Here is a 23,836-nt window from a genome sequence, read left to right as displayed (position 1 = left end):
CCAGAACCTGAATTATGAGAACATACCTGGATTTTGAAAAGCCTATGGCCGAGCTCGAACGCAAGCTCGAAGAAATGAAAGCGCTGGCGAAAGAAAACAATGTGGATTTTTCGGACGCCATTGCGTTGCTGGAAGGCAACATCACCAACCTTCGAAAAGAAATATTTGAAAACCTCACGCGCTGGCAGCGTGTGCAGCTTTCCCGCCACCCCGATCGCCCCTACACGCTTGACTACATCGAACTGATCTGCGACGAATTCATCGAATTGCATGGCGACCGCCAGGTGCGCGATGATCCGGCTATTATCGGTGGGCTGGCGAATGTCGGTGGACAGTCATTCATGCTGATCGGCCAGCAAAAAGGCCGCAATACCAAGCAACGCCAGCACCGGAATTTCGGCATGCCGAACCCGGAAGGTTACCGCAAAGCATTGCGCCTGATGAAACTGGCAGAGAAATTCAACAAGCCTATCGTAACGCTGATCGACACCCCGGGCGCATTTCCCGGTATGGAAGCAGAAGAGCGCGGGCAAGGTGAGGCGATCGCACGCAACCTGAAAGAAATGTTTATGCTGAAAGTACCTGTGATCTGTATCGTGATCGGCGAAGGTGCTTCCGGCGGCGCATTGGGTATTGCTATCGGTGACCGCGTATTGATGCTTGAAAACACCTGGTATTCGGTGATTTCCCCTGAAAACTGCTCGGCGATCCTTTGGAGAAGCTGGGATTTTAAGGAGCAGGCTGCCGAGGCAATGAAGATCACAGCGAAAGATATGACCAACTACAAGCTGGTAGACGGCATTATCGCAGAGCCGCTGGGCGGAGCGCACCTCGACCACAAATGGATGGCCGAAGAGCTGAAAAGAACAATTCTCGAAAATATCGCCGAACTGGGCGCCATCAGCGAGCAGGACCGCATCGATCAGCGTATCGATAAATTCTGTGCAATGGGCGTCGTAGTTGAAGCGTAACAATATCCATGAAAAACGACAAGATCAAGAATATCATTTTCGACCTCGGGGACGTCATTCTTAACATCGACGTCCCCATTGCCTCCAAGTCGTTCGCCGATCTGAGCGGGCGGGAACAGAGCGAGATAGTGAGCATTTTCAAGGAGAACGAACTTTTCCGCCAGTTTGAAACCGGTTTGATGGACGAGCCCACTTTCCGGAACTACGTGCGCGAAATTCTGAACTTTCCTGATCTGTCGGACGAAGCGATCGACACTGCATGGAACAGCCTGCTGCTCGACCTTCCGCCTGAGCGTGTGGAACTGCTCAAAAAGCTGGCTACCCGCTACCGGCTGTTCCTGCTAAGCAACACCAGCTCGATCCACATTACCCAGGTCAACAAAATCCTGGAAGCGTCGACTGGCGTTGAAAAGCTCGAAGACTTGTTTGAAATCGTCTTTCTTTCCTACGAAATGGGCCTGATGAAGCCCGATACCCGCATTTACCAGGATGTGCTTGACAAAGCTGGCCTGAAAGCGGAGGAAACGCTTTTCCTCGACGACAACGCCGATAATATCGGCGGCGCGGCACAGCTCGGCATCGAAACCATTCACGTCCAAAAGCCGGTCACCATTCTGGAATACCTCAAAGACTATGCAGTCTAACACACGGACCCACATCATTCAGGCAGCACTTTTTATCATCACCATCATCACCACGACGATGGCCGGCGCGGAATGGATGTTCGGGAATATTTTTGGTTTTGTTTACGATATTTTCTTTTTCCTGATCGGCAAACAGGAGGGTAAGGAAATTCCCATTCCCACCAAGCCAATGGGCTGGGGCGAATTTGTTCAGGGTTTCCATTTTTCGGTCCCCTTCCTGCTGATCCTGACCATTCACGAATTCGGCCATTACTTCGTGGCGAAAGCGCATAAAGTGAAGGTTACCTTGCCATTCTACATTCCCTTGTGGTTTGGCATTTCGCAAAGCATCGGAACGCTCGGCGCCTTTATCCGGATCAAGGAGGCTGTCAGGTCGCGGGTAAAATTCTTTGATATAGGTATTGCAGGACCGCTGGCAGGTTTTGTGGCGGCACTGGTCGTGCTTTGGTACGGCTTTACCCACTTGCCACCCCCGGATTACATTTTTAAAATCCACCCCGAGTATGAACGATTCGGACTGAATTACCCGCAATTCGTCTATGAAAACCCGGCGGGTAACCTCATGCTTGGTGACAATATCCTGTTCTGGTTTTTCAAAACTTACGTGGCCGATCCCGCCCGCCTGCCTCACGCGTACGAAATCATTCACTACCCCTATCTTTTTGCGGGGTATCTGGCATTGTTTTTCACTTCACTGAATCTGATTCCGATCGGACAGCTTGACGGCGGACATATCCTTTACGGAATGATCGGCAAAAAGCGCTTTAATGTGGTTGCTCCTGTGCTTTTCGGCATATTTGCATTCTACGCAGGTTTGGGCATGTTCCGCACCGAATCCTTCGCCACCGGCAGCGACGCGGTATTTTACGAGCGGCTGCTTTATCTGGCCATTTACATTTATTTCCTGTACATCTGTTTCAAACGCGCATTCGATAACCCGTCGACCGCGTTGATGATCAGTTTGCTGATCGTCGTGGGCCAGTTTGCTGTTTGCTATGTTCGCCCCGATTGGGACGGGTCGGTCAACCTGCTGCCGTTTGTACTGATCCTGGGCCGGTTCCTGGGCATCCGTCACCCGGAAACCGAGGACAACACGCCGCTGGATTCGAGGCGTATGATTTTAGGAGTGATCGCCTTTGTCATTTTTGTCATTTCGTTCAGCCCCACCCCGTTTATTATCATCGAGTAAATAGGAGATCTTTCCGTTTGTGACCTTTTATGCCTGTTCTTAAAAGGTAATATGGACAACATCTCCCGAAGGCAATTCCTGGCAACCCTTGGCGCGGCGCCGATGGCTGGAAGCATGATCCATGCCGATGCCCCCTATACTTACGCCGTCAAAGGAAAGCTTCCGGTTTCCCAAATGGGCCTAGCGCTTATTCATGAACATATTCTCGTAGATTTTATCGGCGCGGACAAGATTTCACCGAACCGCTGGCAACACGACGAAGTAATACGGAAAGTCCGTCCCTATTTGCTCGAAATTAAACAACGGGGCATCAAAACGCTGGTAGAATGCACGCCGGCATTCATTGGCCGGGATGTGGTTTTGCTAAAAAAGCTTTCCGAACAATCAGGTCTCAATATTCTGACTAATACCGGTTATTACGGTGCTTCCGATAATAAATATCTACCCAAATGGGCATTCACTGAGACATCTGAACAACTCGCCAGCCGCTGGATCACAGAATTTGAAGAAGGTATCGAAAACACAGGCATTCGTCCGGGATTCATCAAAACCGGCGTTAATAACGGCAAATTGTCGGAGCTTCATCAAAAACTGGTCAAAGCGGCGGCGATTACGCATTTGAAAACCGGGCTTACCATCTGCTCGCATACAGGCCCTGCATTACCTGCACGTGAAGAAATTGAAATATTGAAACAATCGGGCGTGCATCCGTCCGCATTCGTGTGGGTACACGCGAACGGGAGCGCGGAAGAGCTGGAAAATGTAGGCCAAAGCGGCTGCTGGATCAGCCTGGATGGCGTGAACACCGACAATATTGATAAGCATGTAGAATGGATTTCATTCCTGAAAAACAAAGGCCGCCTGGGCCAGGTGCTCATTTCGCACGACGCGGGCTGGTACCGGCCCGGGGAACCTGATGGAGGCCATTTCCGGGGATTCACGACGATTTCCGATATGCTGGTTCCCGCACTAAAAGCAAATGGCTTTACCGAAGCTGACATACGCATATTGATGGTCGCTAATCCGGCCCGAGCATTTGCGATAAGGATTCGCAAAGGTTAATCCACCTACTTTTCAATCCTGAACTCCGTCCAGCCGTCGGGTCCGGTTTCCAATGCAAAGTCGAAGCCATGATTGCCGAGTATTTCACGGGTCAATGTGAGACCAATGCCCTGGCCATCGCGTTTGGTGCTGAAAAACGGGTTGAAAAGTTTGGCACTAACGTCCGGATCGATCGGCTTACCGTTATTGCGGATGACAACGCGGTCCTGCGTGGCCACTATCCGCACCTCCTGCCCGCTCTCGCAAGCCTCGACCGCATTTTTGATCACATTGATCAGCACCTGCTCCATTTGACCCTTATCGACATTCCAGAACACATGATCCTGCGCTTCGCTGGTGACTTTTATGTTTCGAATTGACGCTGCATTCTGCATAAACACGGCCACGTCGCGTACGAGCAGGCCCATATCTGTCCGCACCGGTACCGGCGCAGGCAGGCGTACCACATCCGCGAAGTTGCGCATGAAGCGCGTGAGCTGCTGATTTCGCTCCGAAGCGACATGCAACGCATCCTTTATATCACCATAGTCGGCAGCAGGCAGTAAATGGCTCGTCGTCTGCAAAATTGAATCAGTGGCGCCCAGGGTGTTATTCACCTCATGGGCCATCATCCTGATCACCTTGCCATAGGCATTCTTTTCCGATTCCAGAATTTCGTTGGTCAATTCTTCAATCATTAAAAACGAACGCCGGAAGCCGCGATCCATGAAATGCGAGCGCTGCGCTTTGAATGTAGCGATACCATTGGTCTTGATCATCCTGGACTCACCATCGAGAATGCCCGCCAGCTCGGTGAGCAGCGCAATATCCGTTTTTTCCAGCTTTTTACCGATCAATGCAAGGCTATCCGGCCCCAACTGGCTCTTTCCCTTGCTGTTGAGCGACTCGATACGGTCGTCATAATCGAGTATAACGATGGAAATAGGCGATGCTTCAATGAGTTTTTCCAAAAAGAAGTGCTGCTCGTTCAGCTTGATACGCTCTTCGCGCAGCTGGTCGATCATCATGTTGTAGACCTCTATCAGCACATCGACTTCCCCTTTACCCGTCGGGACGAACTTGATCGAAAAGTCTTTGTCCTTAATAGCTTCAATTCCGGACTTCACAAATTGGATAGGTTGCATAAAATTGTTGTAGAGAACGATAGACATGCCGGCCGACAGCAGCAGAAACACCTCCGACGCAATAAAAAGGGCCTTATTCTCGAATAATAACTTGTAAACCAACAGGATCAGCACCAGGTGCAGGATCGTGATATAGGCAATGTATTTCGTCTTCGTGGATAATCTCATACCTCCTCCGAATCAAAGGATATGCCAAACTTCTCCAACCGCCGGTATAATGCAAAACGGGTGATCCCCAGCGAGCGGGCGACTTTGCTTACCTTGTTCTGATGGTGCTGCATTGCCCTGATGATCATTTGGTACTCCATTTCCTCCAATGTAATGCTACCGACTTCGGGGACCTGCTTTTGTGCGGACGCGGCATTACCTGCGTGGAGATTCCGCTGGAAATCGTCGATATCCAGCACATTGTTTCCGGCCAGCAGGACGGTACGCTCAACCAGGTTTTTAAGCTGACGGATGTTACCTTGCAACGGCAGTGTTTTAAGCCATTTCAAAGCAGCATTGCTGATCCTCAGCTCGGGACGGTTATAAATTGTTTTAAGATTATCCGCAAAAAAAGCCGATAACATAGGAATGTCGTCCGGCCGCTCACGCAATGCTGGAAGTTTTACGGTGATCAGGTTGATGCGGTAATAAAGATCCTCGCGGAATGTACCCTGCGCCACCATTTCTTCCAGATTACGATTGGTAGCACAAATAACGCGCACGTCCACGGTACGGCTTTTGCTGCTGCCCAACGGCTCGAACGTGCGCTCCTGCAATACGCGCAGCAGCTTCACCTGGCTCGCCAGATCCAGTTCGCCGATTTCGTCCAGGAAAATCGTTCCCTTGTGAGCCATTTCAAAACGGCCCATACGGTCGGTTTTGGCATCGGTAAATGCGCCCCGCACATGCCCGAACAGCTCGCTTTCGAACAGAGTCGAAGAAATGCCGCCAAGGTTAACTTTTACAAAAGGACGCCCTTTCCTGCGACTGTTCAAATGGATAGCCTCGGCGATCAACTCCTTCCCTGTGCCGCTCTCGCCCGTAATGAGCACCGGCGCGTCCGTAGGAGCAACCCGGCCAATGGTTTCAAGGATATCGAGCAACTTAGGATCCTCACCGACGATATTTTCGAAATGAAATCGCTGATCCAGTTTCCTCCGGCTACCGGCCTGCTGGGCCGGCTTGGCCAGGTTGAGGATTGTGCCGATGGACTGTATCAGGTAATCATTCTGCCAGGGCTTGGTCACAAAATCGGCCGCCCCTTCCTTCATCCCGCGCACAGCCAGGTCGATCGTCCCCCACCCGGTAATCAAAATTACGGGAATCGCTGCATTATGCTTCTTAATGCGTTGCAACAGGTCCATTCCCTCCATCCCCGACGTCTCGATCGAAAAGTTGAGATCGACCAAAATCAGTTCGGGCGTTACCACTTTCAGTATTTCAAAAGTTTCTTCGGGCGACGCCGCACCACGCACTTCAAATCCCTCCTTCTTCAAAAGGAGCGTCAGCGAGGTGCGAATGGCAAGATCGTCGTCTACGATGAGGAGCATGGGCGTTTTTAATTTTGAATGATTGACCGGGTCGCCGGAGCGATGACTGAATGATTGAATAGAAAGCATTCTATTCAATCATTCCCCGTTCCACGGCGGATCATTCGGTCATTCGGTCATTCGTTCATTCATTCATTCAATCATTCACTCATTCCTCATGCAACGCCACAGCCGGATGTATAGACGCGGCTTGTTTGCTGGGGAACCAGGCGCATAGTGTTACAATGATATAAATTACCGCGACGGCCGCCAAGATCGCTATGATGTAAATTTCCTTGTCCAGGTCAAAAACGTTCATGAGCGGGAACTGGACGGCAAAAATAAGCCCGATAATGAGGCTGAATGTTGCCAGCACCCATATTTCGCCCAGAAACTGGCTCGTAACCCCCGATTCTGTTGCACCCATCGCCCGGCGCAGGCCAATTTCGCCTTTCCGTTTTGCAATGTTGAGGTTCAGCACCCCGAAAAGACCCAATGCGACATTCGTCAGTAGAAATCCGCTTACTATCAGGAATATAAGCACAGGCACAAGCGTCAGGTTCTCGCGGTTCTTGCGCGAATCTTTGAGATACCCCACCTCCACACCCCAACCGGGCAACATCGTCGCCATATCTTTCACGAGCCTGGCTTCGAAGTTAGCGTCCGTTCCGGGCTTGGTTTTGATCAATATATTCGAATTCCAGCGGTCGTCCTTGTCCAGTATCTGAAAAAGTGCGGGGTTATCTGACATAAACAGTCCTTTCCCCTTGAACTTGTCGACGATACCAACCACCTTATAGGAAGTCTTCTCGTCGCGTTTGACCACCTTATTCAAACCCGACTCGTTCTGGAACAACTTGTCTTCCATCACCTGATTGATCACAATCGGTACGTATTTGCCCGTCCGGTCGCTTTCAACATACCAGCGGCCCTTCTTTAGTGGTATATCCAGTACTTTCGTCAGGTCACTATCGGTATAATAAAAGTCAGCGCCTACATTGACCTTGTTATAGGTTACGGAGTTACCAATCTGGTTAGCCGAAAAAGGTGTATTACTACTCATCCGGCTTGCTGCGGTCACTTGCGGATACGATCGCACGCGCTGAATAGCACGTTGCAATTTCTGGGCGAGTTCGGTCGTGTCTTGGTTGGACGATAATTCAAGGTTCCAAACTTGCTCGTACTGAAAGCCGATGGGTTGCAGGTAGTTGCGAAGGTTGAAAACGATGAGCGTCAGCACGCCGAAAAGCACCATAAAAGCGGCCCATACCTCGATGATCAGCAGGGAATGTGTGCCTTTTTTATTCCATATCAATTTAAAAAGATGTCGTAGCATGGCTATCCAAGGTTAAATGAGAGAATCGACGTCACACTTTCAGCGCTTCCGCTATTTTCAGCCGCGACATCCTGACTGCCGGTAAAACACCTGATAGCAAGCCGAAAACGAGGCAGACCAATATACTGGTCAAAAACACCGGCAGATTGATTGTCAGGTCGGCGTAGGCGATCCAGCCGCTGGAATTGATAAAATGGATGATCGCGAACGTAAGCAGCAATGCAAAAGCTCCTCCGATGAAAGTGATGAAAATATTTTCAATAATAAACTGCCATAAAAGCGCTTTCGACGGTGCACCAAATGCCTTCCTGACTCCGATCTCGGACGCACGTTCCAGAATGCGACTTACATTGACGTTCACCAGGTTCACGGCCGGCAACCCCATGATCATCAACAGGACCAGCCCTACGATCCCGTAAAGCGCAATGCGGTCTTTGTCGCTGCGTGTGAACATGCTGAGGAAATGGTCGAAATAAGTGTCCGCCTTGACGACGAGCACATTAAAATGGTTATTATCCGAGTACTCCGAGCGCGGAATGCGCGCAACGTGGCCGTCGAACTCGGCCTGTATTGCCGGAAGATCAGCAGATTTCCTTGCGAGAACGATCGCTACGAAGCGTCCGCGTATTCCTTTCCCTTCGTAATTGCTTTTAGGGGCGGTATAAGGAAAATAAACATCGGAATAAGTGTAAACCCGTGTCGGAGGGCTGCCCTTTACGACCCCGATTACCCGAAAGTTAATATTCTCGATGTCAATGGTTTTCCCTACTACGGATTTCGTTTCCTGGCCAAAATATTGCTCTCGCAACGCATCCGTAATCACTGCCACGTGGTCGGCATTGCGGATATTCGTTTCGTCATAAGGTTTGCCTTCCAGAAATTCAAAATCGGTTACCGACCAGAAATCGATGTCAGTATATTTGGTATTCAATTTGATCCGCTTTCCATTCGAATACGCGTTCGAGAAGCTGAAATTGCTCATGATCGCCACACGTTCGGCCGATTTGAGCGTCTTGACATACTTCGTCAGAAAATCGAAAGACGCGGGCCCCGACGACATTGTCGTATTGGCCGAATCGGTTTGGATCACAGAAGCAATGTACAGCGATCGCGCACGCTTGGCTTCCGGATAATGCGCCCCGAAAAGATGGTCGAGGAACGAGGTCACCACCATCAGCACCGTCAGCGTAAGTGTGATGCCAAACAGGGTGATGAAAGTATAGAAAGGATGCCGCAGCAATACCTTCCAGGCGATTTTGATATAGTTCGTTAGCATTTATGTTTAATGATTGAATGACCGAATGACTGAATTTTGAATGACTGAATTTTGAATGGGTGAATGAAAGGTCGGGGGTGACTTTTTTCTTGACAATTTCATGACTGTTCTGGCTAATGACGACCTGTTCAATCATTCAAAATTCAAAATTCATCCCCCCATCAGCTAACCTGCGTTCCGTCAAACAGCCGTATCAGCCTGTCCGTCTTCTTCGCCATGGCCTCGTCGTGCGTGACCATTACAATCGTGGTACCCCCGCTGTTCAGCTTTTGAAGAATATCCAGGATTTCGTTGCCCATCGCACTGTCGAGGTTGCCGGTCGGCTCGTCGGCGAGAATGATTTCGGGCTTACCCACGATCGCACGGGCGATAGCGACGCGTTGCTTCTGCCCGCCGGAAAGTTGCTTGGGAAAGTGCCTCATACGGTTGCTTAACCCCACCTTTTCCAATGCCTCCTGCGCGAGCTCGCGACGTTCCTTCGCCGAGGCATTCCTGTAAAGCAGCGGAATTTCGACGTTATCTATCACCGATAGATCATTGATCAGGTGAAAGCTCTGAAAAATGAAGCCAAGTTTACGGTTGCGCAATTCGGCCAGATGCTTGTCGGTATACCGCTCCACCGGCGAGCCGTCGATCTCGATCCGTCCTTTCGAAGGCGCGTCGAGCAAACCGATAATATTCAGCAAAGTACTCTTCCCGCAACCCGATGGCCCCATTATCGAAACAAACTCCCCCTTTCTGACATCAATGTTGATGTTATTCAAAGCCAGCGTTTCAATGGAACTGGTACGGTAAACTTTTTCTACATTTTGTAATTTGATCATGGCAGGTGACTTGAATGTTGAATGATTGAATGTGTAAATATTTTGGGAGAAGAGGGAGGAAGGAGGAAAGGGAGGAAGGACGAAAGGGAGAATATAACTAGACCAAAATACTTTCCTCTCCGTCCTCCCCTTCCTCCCCTTCCTCCCTTTCCCCCCTTTCCTCCTCAATAACTAATCTTCCGGTTTTGCTCAAAATCATAAAGCGTTAGGAGCCGCAAACTGTAATATGCTTGCCAGTAGTCTCGCAGCGCCAGAATGTAATCCCGGCGGGCGATATCTTTTTCCTGGGTGGCGATGCCCAGGTCGGTTACACTGAGGTCGCTCAGGATGAAACGCTCCTTGGCGATCTGGTAGCGGTCGGCCGCGATTCCATCGGTCACCTTCGTGAGTTTTACCTGCTTTTGTAGCATTTGCAAAAGGGTTACCTGTGTGAAAATTTCCTGTTCAAAGGTAAGCTTATCCTGCTCCACCGATTGCTGCGCGAACTCCTGCGCTGCACGGGCCACCTCCGTTCTTGCCTTGTTACGGCCCCAGGTCAGAATGGGTAGTGTGAGTTGCAGCTCGACAAACTCGCGGTCCTGCGGGCTCACGTACACATCGCGGGGAAGGTTACCCTGGTTCGACAATCCGAAGGTAGCATTCAACGTCGCATTCAGTCCGTTGTTTTTCCGCGCTTGCTGCACATCACGTTCGGCTTCGAGTAGCCTGCGCCGGAATGCTACGGAAGCCGAACGGTTCGCAAACGCCTCGTCAAGGGCCAGTTGTGTGTCAATCGCGAACTCCGCCGCCTCCGCCGGAATGGCCAGTTCGAGCTCGCGCTCGTCGCGGGAGCCCATGTACATTTTTAGTTTGAGCGAGGCCACGGCGGCCGACTGCTGGGCGGAAGCAAGGTCTTTCTGCGCAGTAAGCAGTCCCATTTGGAGCTGCAAAAGGTCGTTTTGAGAGATCTTGCCCAGTTCAAGCTTATGCTGCGCGATTTTAAAAAGCGTATCGTTATTGCTCCTGTTCTTCTCCGCGATCTGCAAATTCACCTGCGAGACCAGCAGATCGAAATAGAACCCGGTAGCATCCAATGCCACCTGTTCCAGCGATTGGATATATTGCTGGTTGCCTTCCTGGTATTTCAACGGTGATATTTTCCGATCCCATTTCAGCGGGTTGTACTGAAACAACGGCTGCTTAATGCCTATTTCAAAAGGGATACCATTATAACGTGTCACATCGCGCTGAAAATCGTCAAAGCGCTGCATCTGCTGTTGTACGTATACCGTACCGCCGGTCATAGCGATGCTCTGACTGAGCGACAGATTGAGCGTCGAATTGTTATTGGAAACCTGCTGAAACGAAACCGTGCCATCGGGCTGCACGACCTGGATATAGGAGCGTGTAAATCCCGGGACTGTCCCCAGCAGACTCAATTGCGGTTTGTAGTCGGCCATAAACGAACGGTACTGCCAGTAATTGGTCTTTTTTTGCGTCACCGCCTGTTTGGAGGCGATCGATTGGTCTTTCGACTGCTGCACCACTTCTTCGAGCGTCAGCTTGCGGACCTGCGCCGTTACACTGCCTGAAAACAGGATGAAAATCCAGATGAAAAGCTTTCTCATAGCGGTCATTGAACGGTAAGCTCTTCCAGGTGTTCGTAATCGTTCATATTGATCAGGATCACCTTTTCGCCTGGTTTCAGCCCGCTTTTAATCTCGACATAATCGAAATTGGAAAGGCCCGTCTCTATCTCCCGCCTGCGCGCCGATCCGTTTTCAAGGACATACACGTACTGTTTCCGCTTACCCGTAAACGCGGGACCATTGGCAACCCGCAATGTTTTGGCGCTCTTGCTCGTCACCACATACACCTCCACTTTCATATTGGGCCTCAATGCTTCGTTCCGCGCATTATCAAGTTGGATCGTAAAGCCGATCACACCGTCCTTCACGGCCGGTTTTACCTGCGTGATCACGCCCCGTAACTGCGCGTCATTGATTTTGACAATAGCACCTAGCCCGGCCTTCACCTGTTCGGCATACACATCCGAGCAGCTGCCCTCTACCCGGAAACTACCCAGATCGGCCACTTTTGCCAGCATTTCGCCTTCATTTACGGAAGAGCCGATATTCTCGTTCACCCACGTGAGCACGCCCGGGCGGTCGGCGACGATATCGGCCATTCTGAGTTTATGCTGCAACTCCTGCAAATTCTTCCCCTCGATCCGGGCGCCCAGCTCGGTTTCGCGCAAGCTCGCACTCATCGACTCCCGGTTATACTTCAGGTCGTTTTCAAGCTGTCGCTTTTCGAGTTCTGCAATTTTCAATGCATTCTCAGCACGGGTAATATCCTCGATAGTACCACCGCCAACCTTTTGCAGCCTCCTGGCGTCTTCAAAATCAGCTTTCAATTTGTTGATATTCAATGACTTGATCTTGTCATTAATCTCGGCATCATACAAATCCTTGTTGAGCTTCATCCGCAACTGCTCGATGCTGTTCTTTTTCAGTTCGAGCTGGTCTTCATAGCGTTGGGATTCGATCTCGGTCAACGATTTGTCGAGCTCTACTATACCCTGCCCTGGCTGAACGCGGGTGCCGGGCGTGAGCAGAATGCGTTTGATACTCGCGCGGATAGGACTGGTAAAGATCTGTTCATAGGCAGGGATGATCTCCCCCGAGGCCGTAAGGGTGTTTTCAACATCTCCCGTTTCAACGACACCTGTTCTGATGCGTGCGCTTTCGAGTGTGCTGGAAAGCGATTTTTTGAAAAAGTAAAGCAGCAGCGCCAGCCCTGCTGCTACGCCACCGATGACCAGCCATCGGCGGTTCCTGGTTTGCCTGACATATTCTGGTGCAATTTCCCGATCCATGTGGGTTTGATTGGAGGTTTTCAATGGATAAAATTCATGGCTAATACGCCTTCTTTTATCCGAAATCCGTGCCAATCACTAAATAATTATAAATCAATCAGTTACAACATCCAATAAAAACAAAAAACCGTGCGATAACGCACGGTCGGTGTGATTTCAAACGTATTTCTTCCGCTGTTAACTTTCCGGTCAGGTCTTCAATTTTTTCTTTTTCGCGGCGGGAAAAAGGATGTTGTTCAGGATCAAACGATAGCCTGCCGAGTTTGGATGCAGGTTCAGATCGGTAGGCTCTTCTCCTACCCGGTGCTGGTAGTCCTCCGGATCGTGGCCGCCGTAGAAGGTGAAAAATCCTTTGCCGTGTGTGCTGTGAATGTAGCGTGCCTCCTTGGCATTTTTATTCTCAGCGAGGATGATTACCTCAGGCTTAATCAACCGGTTTTTAAATGCGGTGGTCTGTCCCAGGAAACCTTTGATAATGGTCTGATGGTTCTGCGTCAGCATACTGGGTACCGGGTCCCATTTGGCCGAAAACTGGAACAGCGAGAAAAAATCGTTCGCTTCGACCATCCCCCGCTCGTCGGGCTGGTTATCTATATCCGAGAATTCGATTTCGTAGGGATAAGGTATCGTTTTAAAATCCTGGAATGCAAACGAATTATTGTAGTTCAGCTTTCCGTTCGCGGTAGGGTCAGCCGGTGTGCCGTCGTACATCGCATCCACGATATCGACACCATCGGCTGCCAGGGCGATATCGAATGTGTCCGTCGCATTGCACATGGCGAACATATACCCTCCCCCGGTCACAAATTCCGAGATCTTTTTAGCTACCGCCAGCTTCATTTGCGGCACATTGTTAAACTGAAATTTCGTAGCAGTTTCCTCCGCTTCCTTTTTCTGCTCACGGTACCAGGGGTAATCTTTATACTGGAAGAACTTGCCAAACTGTCCGGTAAAGTCTTCATGGTGCAAGTGCAGCCAATCGTATTCGGGTAACTTATTGTTCAACACTTCATCATCATAAACGACATCGTAAGGAATCTCCGCGTAAGTAAGCACGAGTGTGACCGCGTCGTCCCATGGAAGTTTGGATTTGGGAGAATATACGGCAATCCGGGGCGCCTTTTGAAGCTTCACGGCATCCATATTGACGTCCGGTGCGCTGATCTGGTTGAGGATCTGCCCGGCCTGGCCTTCGGAAATCACCTCGAAACTCACGCCTCGTACCGTCATTTCCGATGCGAACTGCTGGTTGTAGGCTACCATAAAACTGCCGCCCCGGTAATTGAGGAGCCAGTCCATTTCCATTTCATAGTTTTTCAGTATCCAGTACGATATGCCATAAGCCTTCAAGTGGTTTTTTTGCGACTCGTCCATCGGGATCAGCAGACGGTTTGCCATAGCATTCAGCGAGCCGATCAAAAAAATGACGAGCGGGACATAGAGGCGTATCACTGGTTTGATTCTTTCGACTTTCATGCGCAGTTTTACATTCAGGTAAAGATTAAATATAATAAAGAAACCGTCACGTTTCGAAATTTAACACAAAACCCGTACCGGTTTCCCTTGCAGGAGCTTCGTATGGACTCCAATACTAACGACCAAAACCTGTTTCTGGTGCGCCAGCTCTAAATGCCATGATAATACGCGAAAATATCGAAGAAGGTCTGCGTTCGATCCAAAGTAACCTCCTCCGGACTGTGCTTACAGCAATGATCATCGCCATCGGCATTACCTCCCTGGTAGGGATTCTGACGGCCATTGACGGCATCCAGGGGTCGGTTAATAGCAGCTTCGCTGATCTGGGCGCCAATACCTTCACCGTCCGCAACCGCGACGATGACGAGTTCCGTCAGGGTGGCCGCCGGAGCAAACAATATCCGGCCGTTACCTACCGCCAGGCCAGAACTTTCGCCGACAAGTTTAAAGCCTCCTATCAGGCCACAGCATCGCTCTCGGCCGATATTGCCGGTGCCGTGCAGGTCAACTACCGGAGCAATAAAACCAACCCGAACAGCAACGTAGTAGGGTCCGACGACCAGTATCTGGGCATTAACGGCTACAAAATCGACCTTGGCCGCAATCTGGACAAAAATGACCTCGAAAATTCACTGAATGTTGCAGTGCTCGGACAAGAAATTGCGCGCAAACTTTTCGAGCGGAACGATCCACTGAACAAAGAGATTACATTTATGGGCAGCAGGTATAAAGTAGTGGGTGTGTTGGCAAAAAAGGGATCGCTGGGTGGCAACAACAACTCCGACCGGCTTATCCTCATCCCACTCGAAAGCGGTCGTGGGTTGGCGGCCAACCGCACGCTGACCTATAACATTACCGCCTCTGCACCGGACGCAGTCGACGGCGATCTGATCGTTGAAGAAGCCCGCGGTATCATGCGACGCATACGTGGCGACGAGCTCGGCAAGGAAGACTCATTTACCATCGAGCGTGCCGATGCCATGGTGAAAGATTTTGCTGAAATTACCGGCTACCTTCGCATTGGCGGCTTCGTGATCGGGACCGTCACGCTCCTGGGCGCTGCCATTGCATTAATGAACATCATGCTCGTGTCAGTGACCGAACGGACGCGGGAAATTGGTATCCGGAAATCCCTGGGCGCCACACCACGCGTGATCCGGATGCAATTTCTCATCGAAGCGATCGTGGTATGCATCTTGGGTGGCATCGGCGGACTGATACTCGGTATCATAGTGGGCAACTCCATCACCGGCCTGATCAGCGAAAACAGCACTTTCGTCGTTCCCTGGCTTTGGATGGCCGTCGGTATTACGATATGCGTGATGGTAGGCGTGCTCTCGGGCATTTACCCGGCCATAAAAGCCTCCCGTCTCGACCCGATAGAGGCACTACGCTATGAATAAGCCGGTTAGCGTGGGTGTTTACAATTTCCATCAAAAATCTCCGAAAAATTTGCTTTGGGGACTTGCTTAATCTTTTTTTCTGTCTACTTTTGCACTCCCAACAAGTAAGAGAATGCCCAGATGGCGGAATCGGTAGACGCGTTGGTCTCAAACACCAATGAGGTTACACTCGTGCCGGTTCGACTCCGGCTCTGGGTACACAGGCTCCTGGCGAAGCACCAGGGGCCTTTTTCTTTACGTCATTCGAAACATCATACTTCAATGTTCGAGGCAACCGGTTCGATTGCGGTTCAGTTACCCTTAAAATAGTTAAAGATGCGCTTTTACGCCAGGCCGCGCTTATCTACCAAATTCCTGCGCTGCTGTACTTTATCTTTTTTATTATCCTAACTCTTGGTTGTTTTGTTTCAGGCAAAGCAATCTTGGAAAACAAATCTTTCATATCACTGTATTGGAAGTGCCAGCTTACAGGCTGGACAGTCGCTTCTTTGTACTGGACCGTTCAGGGCTGGACTGGTGGCAGGTTCAGATGGGATTTGGCGTTGGTCCAACTCGTTTCGGATGTGATGATGTATATTCTGATCACCCATCTCTACCGCACTTTTGCTTTGAAAAACCGATGGCAGGATCTTTCGCTCAACGATTTATGGTGGCGTATTTTGGTCGCCATACCGGTCATGGGCGCTTTCTATACGGCCGTTACGCTGGGAAAGCTTCACTTGATCCGGGTCCTTTTCCTGACAAATAACCCTCAGCGCTTTGCCGATTTTTTCGAATTGAATGGATTGAGCATTTTCATGGCGGGTATCCGATTAATGGCTATATGGCTGCTGGCCTACCATTTATATCATTATGCCAAAAGGGAGATCCGGATATCCGGCGAAAATGCGAGACTCGAACTTGGTTTCAAACAGGCGCAACTCGATAACCTTTTTGCGCAGCTTAATCCGCACTTTTTATTCAACTCCCTCAATATAATCAAATCGCTCATTTACACGAATCCTGGCTCTGCCGGCAGAGGTATTGATTTATTGAGTGAATTGCTGAGAAGCGGACTTTACAGCGGCACCTCCATGCCGATTAGCCTGAAGGAGGAAATGGAGTTGGTAAAGGATTATCTCGAATTGGAGCAACTGCGGATGGAGGAACGGTTAAGTTATCATCTGGATGTCGATGTATCACTTTCAGGTCGCATAGTGCCGCGTCTGAGTGTGCAGGCCCTGGTTGAAAACGCGGTAAAACATGGGGTCGCACTTCGAAAAGAAGGCGGAAAAATCGATATCTCTGTATTAGAAAAAGAGGGATTTTTATATCTCAGGGTCACCAATCCGGGCAGGTTTGAGCGAGATAACAGCCCTGCTGGCATTGGTCTGCGCAATCTGAGGGAAAGGTTGGTTATCAGTTACCAAGGGCAGGCTGCATTGAGCCTGGTTCAGGAAGGTGAAAAAGTTTGTGCCGAAATCAAGATCCCGATCCAATGAAAACAATCAAGGTAGTGATCATTGACGATGAGCGCGGCGCGAGACTGGAATTGTTGCGGATGCTGAATGGATATCCCCAGGTAACGGTTTTGGGCGAAGCAGCCGACGCCGATGAGGCCGAGTTAATGATCAGATCTTTACGGCCCGACCTCATTTTTCTCGATATCCAGATGCCCGGCCGGTCGGGCTTGGATCTGCTGGAAACGCTGGACCACCTGCCGCACGTGATATTTGTTACCGCTTTTGACCAATATGCAATCAGGGCTTTTGAAGTAAGCGCGATGGATTACCTTATGAAGCCAGTGCGCGAAGAGCGTTTCGCAAAGGCAATGAGCCAGGCCATTGAGAGGATCGGTGGGCACGATGAGCCTTCGGTGTTTGTAAAGGACAGAGGGAGGTACCATCTGATCAAATGGAAGGATATCCAGTTGATCGAATCGGTGGAAAATTATGCCAGGCTCTGGTTTGGAAAGAACCAGGTACTGTTCAAAACTTCACTCAACAAGCTGGAAGAGAACCCGGATTGCAGGATGTTTTTCAGGGCAGGAAGAGGACAAATGTTCAATATGGATTTTATCAAATCAATATTGAAAGAAGATAATGCGATGACCGTAGAGCTTACCACGGGCGAATTGATCCGCCTTTCGGAGCGGCAGGCCACCAAATTCAAGAACCTCAGAAGACAATAAAACAAAACTTATTCATGAATATGAAATCGAAAAAATTCGGTGTGGCTGTGCTATGCCTTTTGATCAGCCTTCACTGCTTTGGCCAGCAAAAACCCGACTTGCCGGATACAACAGGTTATCTCATCCAGGACAACGTGATGATCAAAACCAAATATGGCATTACGCTCTCTGCGGTGATGGTGAGAAAAAAGGGGGTGAAGGATAAATTGCCTGCGGCTCTCTTCTATTTTATTTATTCCAATACAAACAGGAGTCTGACGGAAGCGAAATATGCTGCGGATCATGGATATGTGGGTATTGTTGCGGATTCTCGCGGCAAACGGCTGAGCCCTGACAAACCCGAGCCCTACGAGCATGAGGCCAAAGACGTGAATGCTGTCATCGATTGGATCATTGCTCAGCCATGGAGTGATGGCAGGGTTGGCATGTATGGTGGCAGTTATTCAGGTTTTGCACAATGGGCGGCGACTAAAAACCTGCACCCTGCCCTTAAAACGATTGTACCTTATGTGGCGGCGATACCCGGTCTCGGGCTTCCTATGGAGAACAATGTATTTCTTACGGCAAACTATCAGTGGGCATTTTACGTGACCAATAACAAATACACGGATGATGCCGTGAACAACGACAATGCCCGCTGGCGAAGGATGAGGGGCAACTGGTGGGAAAGTGGTGCGGCTTACAACCGGATCGATAGTATCGACGGAACGCCCAATCCATGGCTCCAGAAGTGGCTGTCGCATCCGGATTACGATGCCTACTGGCAGTCGATGGTACCGTATAAGAAGGACTTTAAAAACATTAATATCCCGGTGCTGACCATTACGGGATATTACGACGACGGACAGGTTTCGGCTCTGGAATATCTGCGGGAACATTATAAATACAATGCGGCCGCAGAACATTACCTGATCATCGGGCCTTATGATCATTTCGGCGCCCAGCATGGCGGTTCTGCTGATTTGAGAGGTTATAAAGTGGATTCAATTGCTTTGATCAATACCCGGGAAATCACCTTTCAGTGGCTGGATTACATTCTCAAAGGCGGAAAGAAACCGGATTTGTTAAAGGATAAAATCAATTTTGAAGTAATGGGTGCCAATACCTGGAGGCACACCCCGTCCCTCGAAAAAATGGAGGGCAATAAAGTAAGGTTTTACCTCGACAGCATCCCGGGCGGAACTTCCATACTCTCGCAAAAACGACCGTTGAAGCCGGATTTCATTTTTCAGAAAGTCGACCTGGCCGAAAGAAAATCATCCAACAATGATTACTATCCCGACCCGATCATCAAAAAGGAAATCGACAGGAGCAACGGGCTTTTCTTTATGACCAGGCCATTTGAAAAAGCAGTTTCGGTCAGCGGCGCTTTGCAGGGCGAATTGAAAGCGGTCATCAATAAAAAAGACATGGACGTGGGGCTGGTGCTCTACGAGGTCACGCCGGACGGATCTTATTTTCAGCTATCCTATTACCTGGGCAGGGCAAGTCATGCATATGATATGAGCAGGAGGGAACTGCTTGTGCCGGGTAAATTGGAAACGATCCCTTTTTACAGGTCGAGGCGGTTTAGTAAGCAATTGCAAAAAGGCAGCAGGTTGCTTTTGGTACTGAACATCGATAAAAATCCTTTTGCCCAGATCAATTATGGAACGGGCAAAGACGTAAGCTTCGAAACAGTAAAGGATGCAGGCGACCCACTTGAAATCAGGTGGTCGACGGAGAGTTTCATTGAGCTGGGGGTTTCTGACAGTGGTTTTTAAGGCACTAGATAAACACGTCAATGATACCGATTCTACTACAAGCCACCTTCCAGCAAACAACTCAAATTCAAATAGTTAATTGTAAAATCAATTTCAAACCATCAGAAAACCGGCTCGACATTTGTTCGGCTCCGGGTACAAAAGCTCCTCAGCGCAAGCTAGGGGGCTTTTTTCGTTTACTCTTCTCCGAAAATTTCAATTCAAACACTTCATTGTCTTATTTTTTGTGCGTTTTGGTTCGACTCCGCTTGTGGGGACTAAGCGGAAGTCGAACCAACCTCTCGTCTTTTTAGAATTTCTGTTTTAAGTATCCAACTACCGCTTCTCAATAACCCAAGACTAATTCCGTACAGGCTTTTACCCGCTGTCCCTCATGCCCAGCTCGGAACCATTCCCAAGGCCTCTGGCAAGGACAGATCTTTGGGCTTCCCATAAAAGCAAAATCTCAAGTAGTCCCGGGACGTCCCTGTACGTGGCAGGTGCTTTCGTTGACAAGTTGGTTAAAACCCAGCATGGCTGGCGTATAGCCCACCGAAAGCTGGAAATTCATTTTATGGATCTAGTTGCCGCACAACAATTTCCAGCTCTGTAATAAAAGACCAAGCCCAGAATTCTACCTATCGAACGCGCCCGGACCTGAACTGCTTGGTATCCTTCATGATATCAATACGGGTTTGTATTAAAAAGCGCCGGTATTTTTGGTTAAAATTTAATTGCAATGAAAAATTTGGAAGGGAAAAACGCGCTGGTTACCGGAGGCAATAGCGGCATCGGCTATGCCACCGCACTGGAATTGAAGCAACAGGGCGCGCAGGTAATAATCACGGGAAGGCGCACTGAGGCAGTCGATAAGGCCGCGGCCGAGCTAGGGGTCTATGGCAAAGTTGCTGATCAGGCAAGCCTGGATTCTATTGAGGAACTGGCTCAGCATGTTTCCGATCGATTCGGAAAGATCGATATCTTGTTTATCAACGCTGGCGTGACCGGAAAATCGACGATTGAGCAAACTTCCGAAAGTTTTTGGCATCAGCTCACAGATGTCAACCTTAAAGGAGCATATTTTACGCTGAGTCGCTTAATTCCCATCCTCAGAGACGGCGCATCGGTCATATTCCTTTCCTCAACCGTTGCTACCAGAACAATACCAGGTTCGTCTGTATATGCTCTGTCAAAGGCGGCAATCAATTCCGTCGTCAAAACAGCAGCCCTGGAACTGGCTCCCCGCAAAATCCGCGTGAACGCAATTAGCCCGGGACCGACTGAAACAGAAGTTTTTGATAAAATGGGACTGGATCATGACCGAATTCAAGAAGTGAAAGGAGCTTTGAAATCCAAGATACCACTGGCCACGCTGGGCGATCCGGCAGATGTCGCAAAAATGGTAGCTTACCTGTCCTCAGCACAATCTAGATTTATTACCGGATCGGAGATCCTAATCGATGGTGGCATGACACTTCTTTAAGGCCCAGCCGCCAAAATAAAAATGCGCAAATAGGCCCCTTTATCTGGCCTGCCCTGTGCGCCATCAAGTATTCGCACGCACTGTTTTGCCATTGTCGGTGCCACCTATTGCCCTCTCAGAATTTAAGCTATGATTTTTGACAAAGCAATGATGACGCCCAGGTGCCGGCCCTCATGTACCAGGCTCGTCATAATCGCATCCTGTATACTTCCGATGGCAATCCCAGATGGCAGGTTCCAGCCCGCGTAGCCAGCAAATAGTCCGGACTGCAAATCAAACTCAAGCTGTTCGATTGAACCAATCAAAGCGCCCCATATTTTTTCAAGTTCCTTCGCGGTGATCAAAAACTCCGGACGCGTGCCCGGCGCGAACCGCGCGTAGAGAGATATATCCACTGCCGGCCTGATCCCTCCGAGTTGATAACACAGCATCTGCTGCGTAAAAAGGATATGTCCGACATTCCAGGCAACATTATTGTTGAAGCCATCGGGAATTTCATTCAACTGTTCATTGGACATGCCCCCCGTTAGCGCCAGGATACTCTCACGAACGTATCTGATCAGCTCCAAGCCCTTATTCAGTTCTTGATTCATTTCATCACAATTTTAAGATTGGCAGTCGATCATCACGTTCTCCAGGTTCCCGGCGGTCGCAGCTGCATCCATCGCTGCTTCCAGCGCAGACATTTCGAATACATTTGGTGTTATAACTTCGATCGGCAGCTGACCGCTACGTACTAATTCAAGCATTTTGAGAGTAGCGTCTTTCGGATACATGAAGTTGCCAAGTATTGACCAGCCATTGATCATCATGTAGATGTAGGGCACCGGCAAGTCAACGGCCATACTGCCCATAAGCACGAGCCGGCCACCAGGAACCAAGCTAAAGAGCGCAGACAACGTTGAATTAGGATCTTGTGCATTACCCACCATATCAAATGCCATGTTCGCACCGCCACCACAAGCCTGGCGGATACATGCTGCATCCCTATGCAGGTCTCCGGACAAAACCACAGGCACTACGCGGGCTTGCGCCTTACCGGCAATTTCTATCAAGGACTGCCGGTTACGGCCAGTAATCACAACCCGGGCTGCCCCCATGGCAAGGCCTACAAAAACGGCCGCAGTGCCATAGGACCCGGTGGCGCCATTGACCACCAATGTTTCTCCGGCAGCGAGCTGCCCTTTCAGCAGCCCTCCGTATGGAACTACAAACCGGGTGATCGCAGAAAGCTGGGCATCACTGTATTGCTCCAGACCGTCGAGCGGTGTAAGCGTCTCCACCGGCGCCAGCACGTAGGGCGCCAGTGTTCCATCCGGCCAATCCAATTGCGCAGGTAAGGCATCCTCGCCATTCTTGGTGATGCCCAACAGGAAAGCCATAGGGTTCCACACGTTGTCCCTGGCGACCATGTGGGATGAAAGAGCAACCCGTTGACCGGGCTGTAAGTGCCAGACGTCCCTGCCTACGTCCTGGATATGCCCAATAGCATTGCTCCCTATCGTAAATTCCTGGGGTGGCGGGCTATATACCCCTAGTTCACCTTGCGTATAGGCTTTCAGGTAAGAAACCAGCGCGGACACCGACACCTTGACCAATACGGTACCCGCGCGGACAACCGGGACAGGGACCTGCTTCCATTCCAATTTGCCGCCCATTTTCTCTAGGCGCCAGGCGTTCATGTTTTTCTCCATCTTTCTTTGCGTTTTTATAAAGCAAAGTTGAATTGAAACTGGTGAGAGCTGTGAGCGCCAATCAAAGTGAAAAATACTAAAATCAAAGAATTTGATTACGAAGAGAAAGCGGCGTCTGCCCGGTGTGCTTTTTAATGAAGGCGGTGAAATGGTTGGGATATTCAAAACCCAGGCAGAAGGCAATATCACCAATTGTCCAGTCCGAGAACCGAAGCATGGTCCTGCCCTCGGCAACGATACGTTCGGCGATTAAAGTCCTGGTAGACTTACCTGTCTGTTGTCGCACGACTGCGTTCAGGTGGTTAACATGTACCGCCATTTCGGAGGCGAACTCGGAAGGTTTTCTCAGCCTCAGCTCGTCTTTTTGGGAAACGATGGGAAACTGACTTTCCAGCAAATCCAGAAAATGGCTGCAAAGACGCGACGCAGCATTTTTGGCGGATGTTTTTACAGCCCTGCTTGGCGAGGCAAGCGCCTCATGGACAAGCAACTCAACCAGATTACGGGCAACTTCCCTGCGAAATACATAATCAGACCGGGTGGATTCGACAATTTGTTCAAAAAGAAAAGTTACTCTGTTCAACGCGCTCTGGTTCAAAACACAAACCTGCGGACCCTCAGTTGTAAATAAATCACTGTCATGCAACGGCTGAAACAGACCCGATGAAGACAGGAAACTTTGTGTAAAGATGCACCAGTAACCTGAACGTTCGTGGACAGCCGGCTCGAAAGTATAAGGAACCAAAGGGTGGAGGAAAATCAGCGCTGGTTTAGCCACCGGCAACTGCTGCCCGTGATAAAGCAAAGCGCCCGGCTGCTCAATGAGCCAAACCTTATAAAAATCCCTCCTTGAAGGAAGATTATTGCTCAGCGTTCCCACTAGCTCATAGCGCGCCGCCTTTACAGCACCTGCATCCATCCATGTTGTTTTTTGCAAAAATACACAAAACAAATAATCACTTAGCGCTCCATGACCAACACATTATCTCACTAATCAACAGATGCTACACCCAGCCTCCATTTAACCCCTGTGAAAACAAAAATCACAGGGCATCAATACCTTCAAAT

At 49.8% G+C, this 23,836-nt stretch carries 20 protein-coding genes and 1 tRNA gene; 10 read left to right on the top strand and 11 right to left on the bottom strand.

Features of this window, described 5'->3' with window-relative positions:
* Positions 1 to 14: 14 nt before the first annotated feature.
* The 4 genes from AAHB90_RS05935 to AAHB90_RS05920 are packed head-to-tail and all read left to right on the top strand — an operon-like array spanning position 15 to position 3,866.
* Positions 15 to 971 (top strand): acetyl-CoA carboxylase carboxyltransferase subunit alpha, encoded by a 957-nt coding sequence (locus AAHB90_RS05935; RefSeq protein ID WP_342084019.1) that lies wholly within the window; start codon positions 15 to 17, stop codon positions 969 to 971.
* 8 nt (positions 972 to 979) lie between these two features.
* Positions 980 to 1,615: an HAD family hydrolase gene (locus tag AAHB90_RS05930; RefSeq protein WP_342084018.1), complete on the top strand. Its 636-nt coding sequence runs from the start codon at positions 980 to 982 to the stop codon at positions 1,613 to 1,615.
* A complete protein-coding gene (locus AAHB90_RS05925; RefSeq protein WP_342084017.1) occupies positions 1,605 to 2,804 on the top strand; it encodes a site-2 protease family protein in 1,200 nt (399 codons plus the stop codon). Before AAHB90_RS05930 ends, AAHB90_RS05925 begins: the two co-directional genes overlap by 11 nt.
* A 51-nt stretch (positions 2,805 to 2,855) precedes the next feature.
* A complete protein-coding gene (locus AAHB90_RS05920; protein ID WP_342084016.1) occupies positions 2,856 to 3,866 on the top strand; it encodes a phosphotriesterase family protein in 1,011 nt (336 codons plus the stop codon).
* Positions 3,867 to 3,871: 5 nt separating this feature from the next.
* Here the strand turns inward: AAHB90_RS05920 and AAHB90_RS05915 are convergent, their stop codons facing one another.
* From AAHB90_RS05915 to AAHB90_RS05880, 8 genes are all read right to left on the bottom strand, one after another.
* Positions 3,872 to 5,158: a sensor histidine kinase gene (locus tag AAHB90_RS05915; protein ID WP_342084014.1), complete on the bottom strand. Its 1,287-nt coding sequence runs from the start codon at positions 5,156 to 5,158 to the stop codon at positions 3,872 to 3,874.
* Positions 5,155 to 6,528, bottom strand: coding sequence for a sigma-54-dependent transcriptional regulator (locus tag AAHB90_RS05910; protein ID WP_342084013.1), 1,374 nt, complete (start codon positions 6,526 to 6,528; stop codon positions 5,155 to 5,157). The genes AAHB90_RS05915 and AAHB90_RS05910 overlap by 4 nt, the downstream gene beginning before the upstream one ends.
* Positions 6,529 to 6,676: 148 nt before the next feature.
* Positions 6,677 to 7,843: an ABC transporter permease gene (locus AAHB90_RS05905; protein WP_342084011.1), complete on the bottom strand. Its 1,167-nt coding sequence runs from the start codon at positions 7,841 to 7,843 to the stop codon at positions 6,677 to 6,679.
* A 31-nt stretch (positions 7,844 to 7,874) separates the two neighbouring features.
* The gene (locus AAHB90_RS05900) at positions 7,875 to 9,119 is read right to left on the bottom strand and encodes an ABC transporter permease (RefSeq protein WP_342084010.1); all 1,245 of its coding nucleotides are present in this window, start codon (positions 9,117 to 9,119) and stop codon (positions 7,875 to 7,877) included.
* Positions 9,120 to 9,280: 161 nt separating this feature from the next.
* Positions 9,281 to 9,943: an ABC transporter ATP-binding protein gene (locus AAHB90_RS05895; protein WP_342084008.1), complete on the bottom strand. Its 663-nt coding sequence runs from the start codon at positions 9,941 to 9,943 to the stop codon at positions 9,281 to 9,283.
* 164 nt (positions 9,944 to 10,107) lie between these two features.
* A complete protein-coding gene (locus AAHB90_RS05890; RefSeq protein WP_342084007.1) occupies positions 10,108 to 11,559 on the bottom strand; it encodes a TolC family protein in 1,452 nt (483 codons plus the stop codon).
* Positions 11,556 to 12,800: an efflux RND transporter periplasmic adaptor subunit gene (locus tag AAHB90_RS05885; protein ID WP_342084006.1), complete on the bottom strand. Its 1,245-nt coding sequence runs from the start codon at positions 12,798 to 12,800 to the stop codon at positions 11,556 to 11,558. Before AAHB90_RS05885 ends, AAHB90_RS05890 begins: the two co-directional genes overlap by 4 nt.
* Before the next feature lie 189 nt (positions 12,801 to 12,989).
* Positions 12,990 to 14,276 (bottom strand): asparagine synthetase B, encoded by a 1,287-nt coding sequence (locus AAHB90_RS05880; protein ID WP_342084005.1) that lies wholly within the window; start codon positions 14,274 to 14,276, stop codon positions 12,990 to 12,992.
* A 158-nt stretch (positions 14,277 to 14,434) separates the two neighbouring features.
* Between AAHB90_RS05880 and AAHB90_RS05875 the strand changes: the two genes are divergently transcribed.
* From AAHB90_RS05875 to AAHB90_RS05850, 6 genes are all read left to right on the top strand, one after another.
* Positions 14,435 to 15,679 carry an ABC transporter permease gene (locus tag AAHB90_RS05875; RefSeq protein ID WP_342084004.1) on the top strand — a complete coding sequence of 415 codons (1,245 nt, stop codon included), beginning with the start codon at positions 14,435 to 14,437 and terminating at the stop codon, positions 15,677 to 15,679.
* A 114-nt stretch (positions 15,680 to 15,793) separates the two neighbouring features.
* Positions 15,794 to 15,877 (top strand) — tRNA-Leu (locus tag AAHB90_RS05870).
* Between the two features lie 224 nt (positions 15,878 to 16,101).
* Positions 16,102 to 17,160: a sensor histidine kinase gene (locus tag AAHB90_RS05865; RefSeq protein ID WP_342084003.1), complete on the top strand. Its 1,059-nt coding sequence runs from the start codon at positions 16,102 to 16,104 to the stop codon at positions 17,158 to 17,160.
* Entirely contained in the window at positions 17,157 to 17,849 is a 693-nt protein-coding gene (locus tag AAHB90_RS05860) for a LytR/AlgR family response regulator transcription factor (RefSeq protein WP_342084002.1), read from the top strand. Before AAHB90_RS05865 ends, AAHB90_RS05860 begins: the two co-directional genes overlap by 4 nt.
* Positions 17,850 to 17,869: 20 nt before the next feature.
* A complete protein-coding gene (locus AAHB90_RS05855) occupies positions 17,870 to 19,612 on the top strand; it encodes a CocE/NonD family hydrolase (RefSeq protein ID WP_342084001.1) in 1,743 nt (580 codons plus the stop codon).
* A 718-nt stretch (positions 19,613 to 20,330) separates the two neighbouring features.
* A complete protein-coding gene (locus AAHB90_RS05850) occupies positions 20,331 to 21,074 on the top strand; it encodes an SDR family oxidoreductase (protein ID WP_342084000.1) in 744 nt (247 codons plus the stop codon).
* Between the two features lie 122 nt (positions 21,075 to 21,196).
* On the opposite strand, the gene AAHB90_RS05845 is transcribed toward AAHB90_RS05850, so the two are convergent.
* The 3 genes from AAHB90_RS05845 to AAHB90_RS05835 all read right to left on the bottom strand — a co-directional run bounded on the left by AAHB90_RS05845 (position 21,197) and on the right by AAHB90_RS05835 (position 23,687).
* On the bottom strand, positions 21,197 to 21,667 hold the full coding sequence (locus AAHB90_RS05845; protein WP_342083999.1) for a DinB family protein: 471 nt from the start codon (positions 21,665 to 21,667) through the stop codon (positions 21,197 to 21,199).
* Positions 21,668 to 21,679: 12 nt separating this feature from the next.
* On the bottom strand, positions 21,680 to 22,732 hold the full coding sequence (locus AAHB90_RS05840) for a medium chain dehydrogenase/reductase family protein (RefSeq protein WP_342084395.1): 1,053 nt from the start codon (positions 22,730 to 22,732) through the stop codon (positions 21,680 to 21,682).
* A 118-nt stretch (positions 22,733 to 22,850) separates the two neighbouring features.
* A complete protein-coding gene (locus AAHB90_RS05835) occupies positions 22,851 to 23,687 on the bottom strand; it encodes a helix-turn-helix domain-containing protein (RefSeq protein WP_342083997.1) in 837 nt (278 codons plus the stop codon).
* Positions 23,688 to 23,836: the final 149 nt, after the last annotated feature.

It is taken from the genome of Dyadobacter sp. OTU695 (assembly GCF_038440355.1).
GTDB lineage: Bacteria > Bacteroidota > Bacteroidia > Cytophagales > Spirosomataceae > Dyadobacter.
The sequence above is the reverse complement of the archived record's forward strand: the minus strand, read 5'-3'. Positions and strand labels throughout refer to the sequence as shown.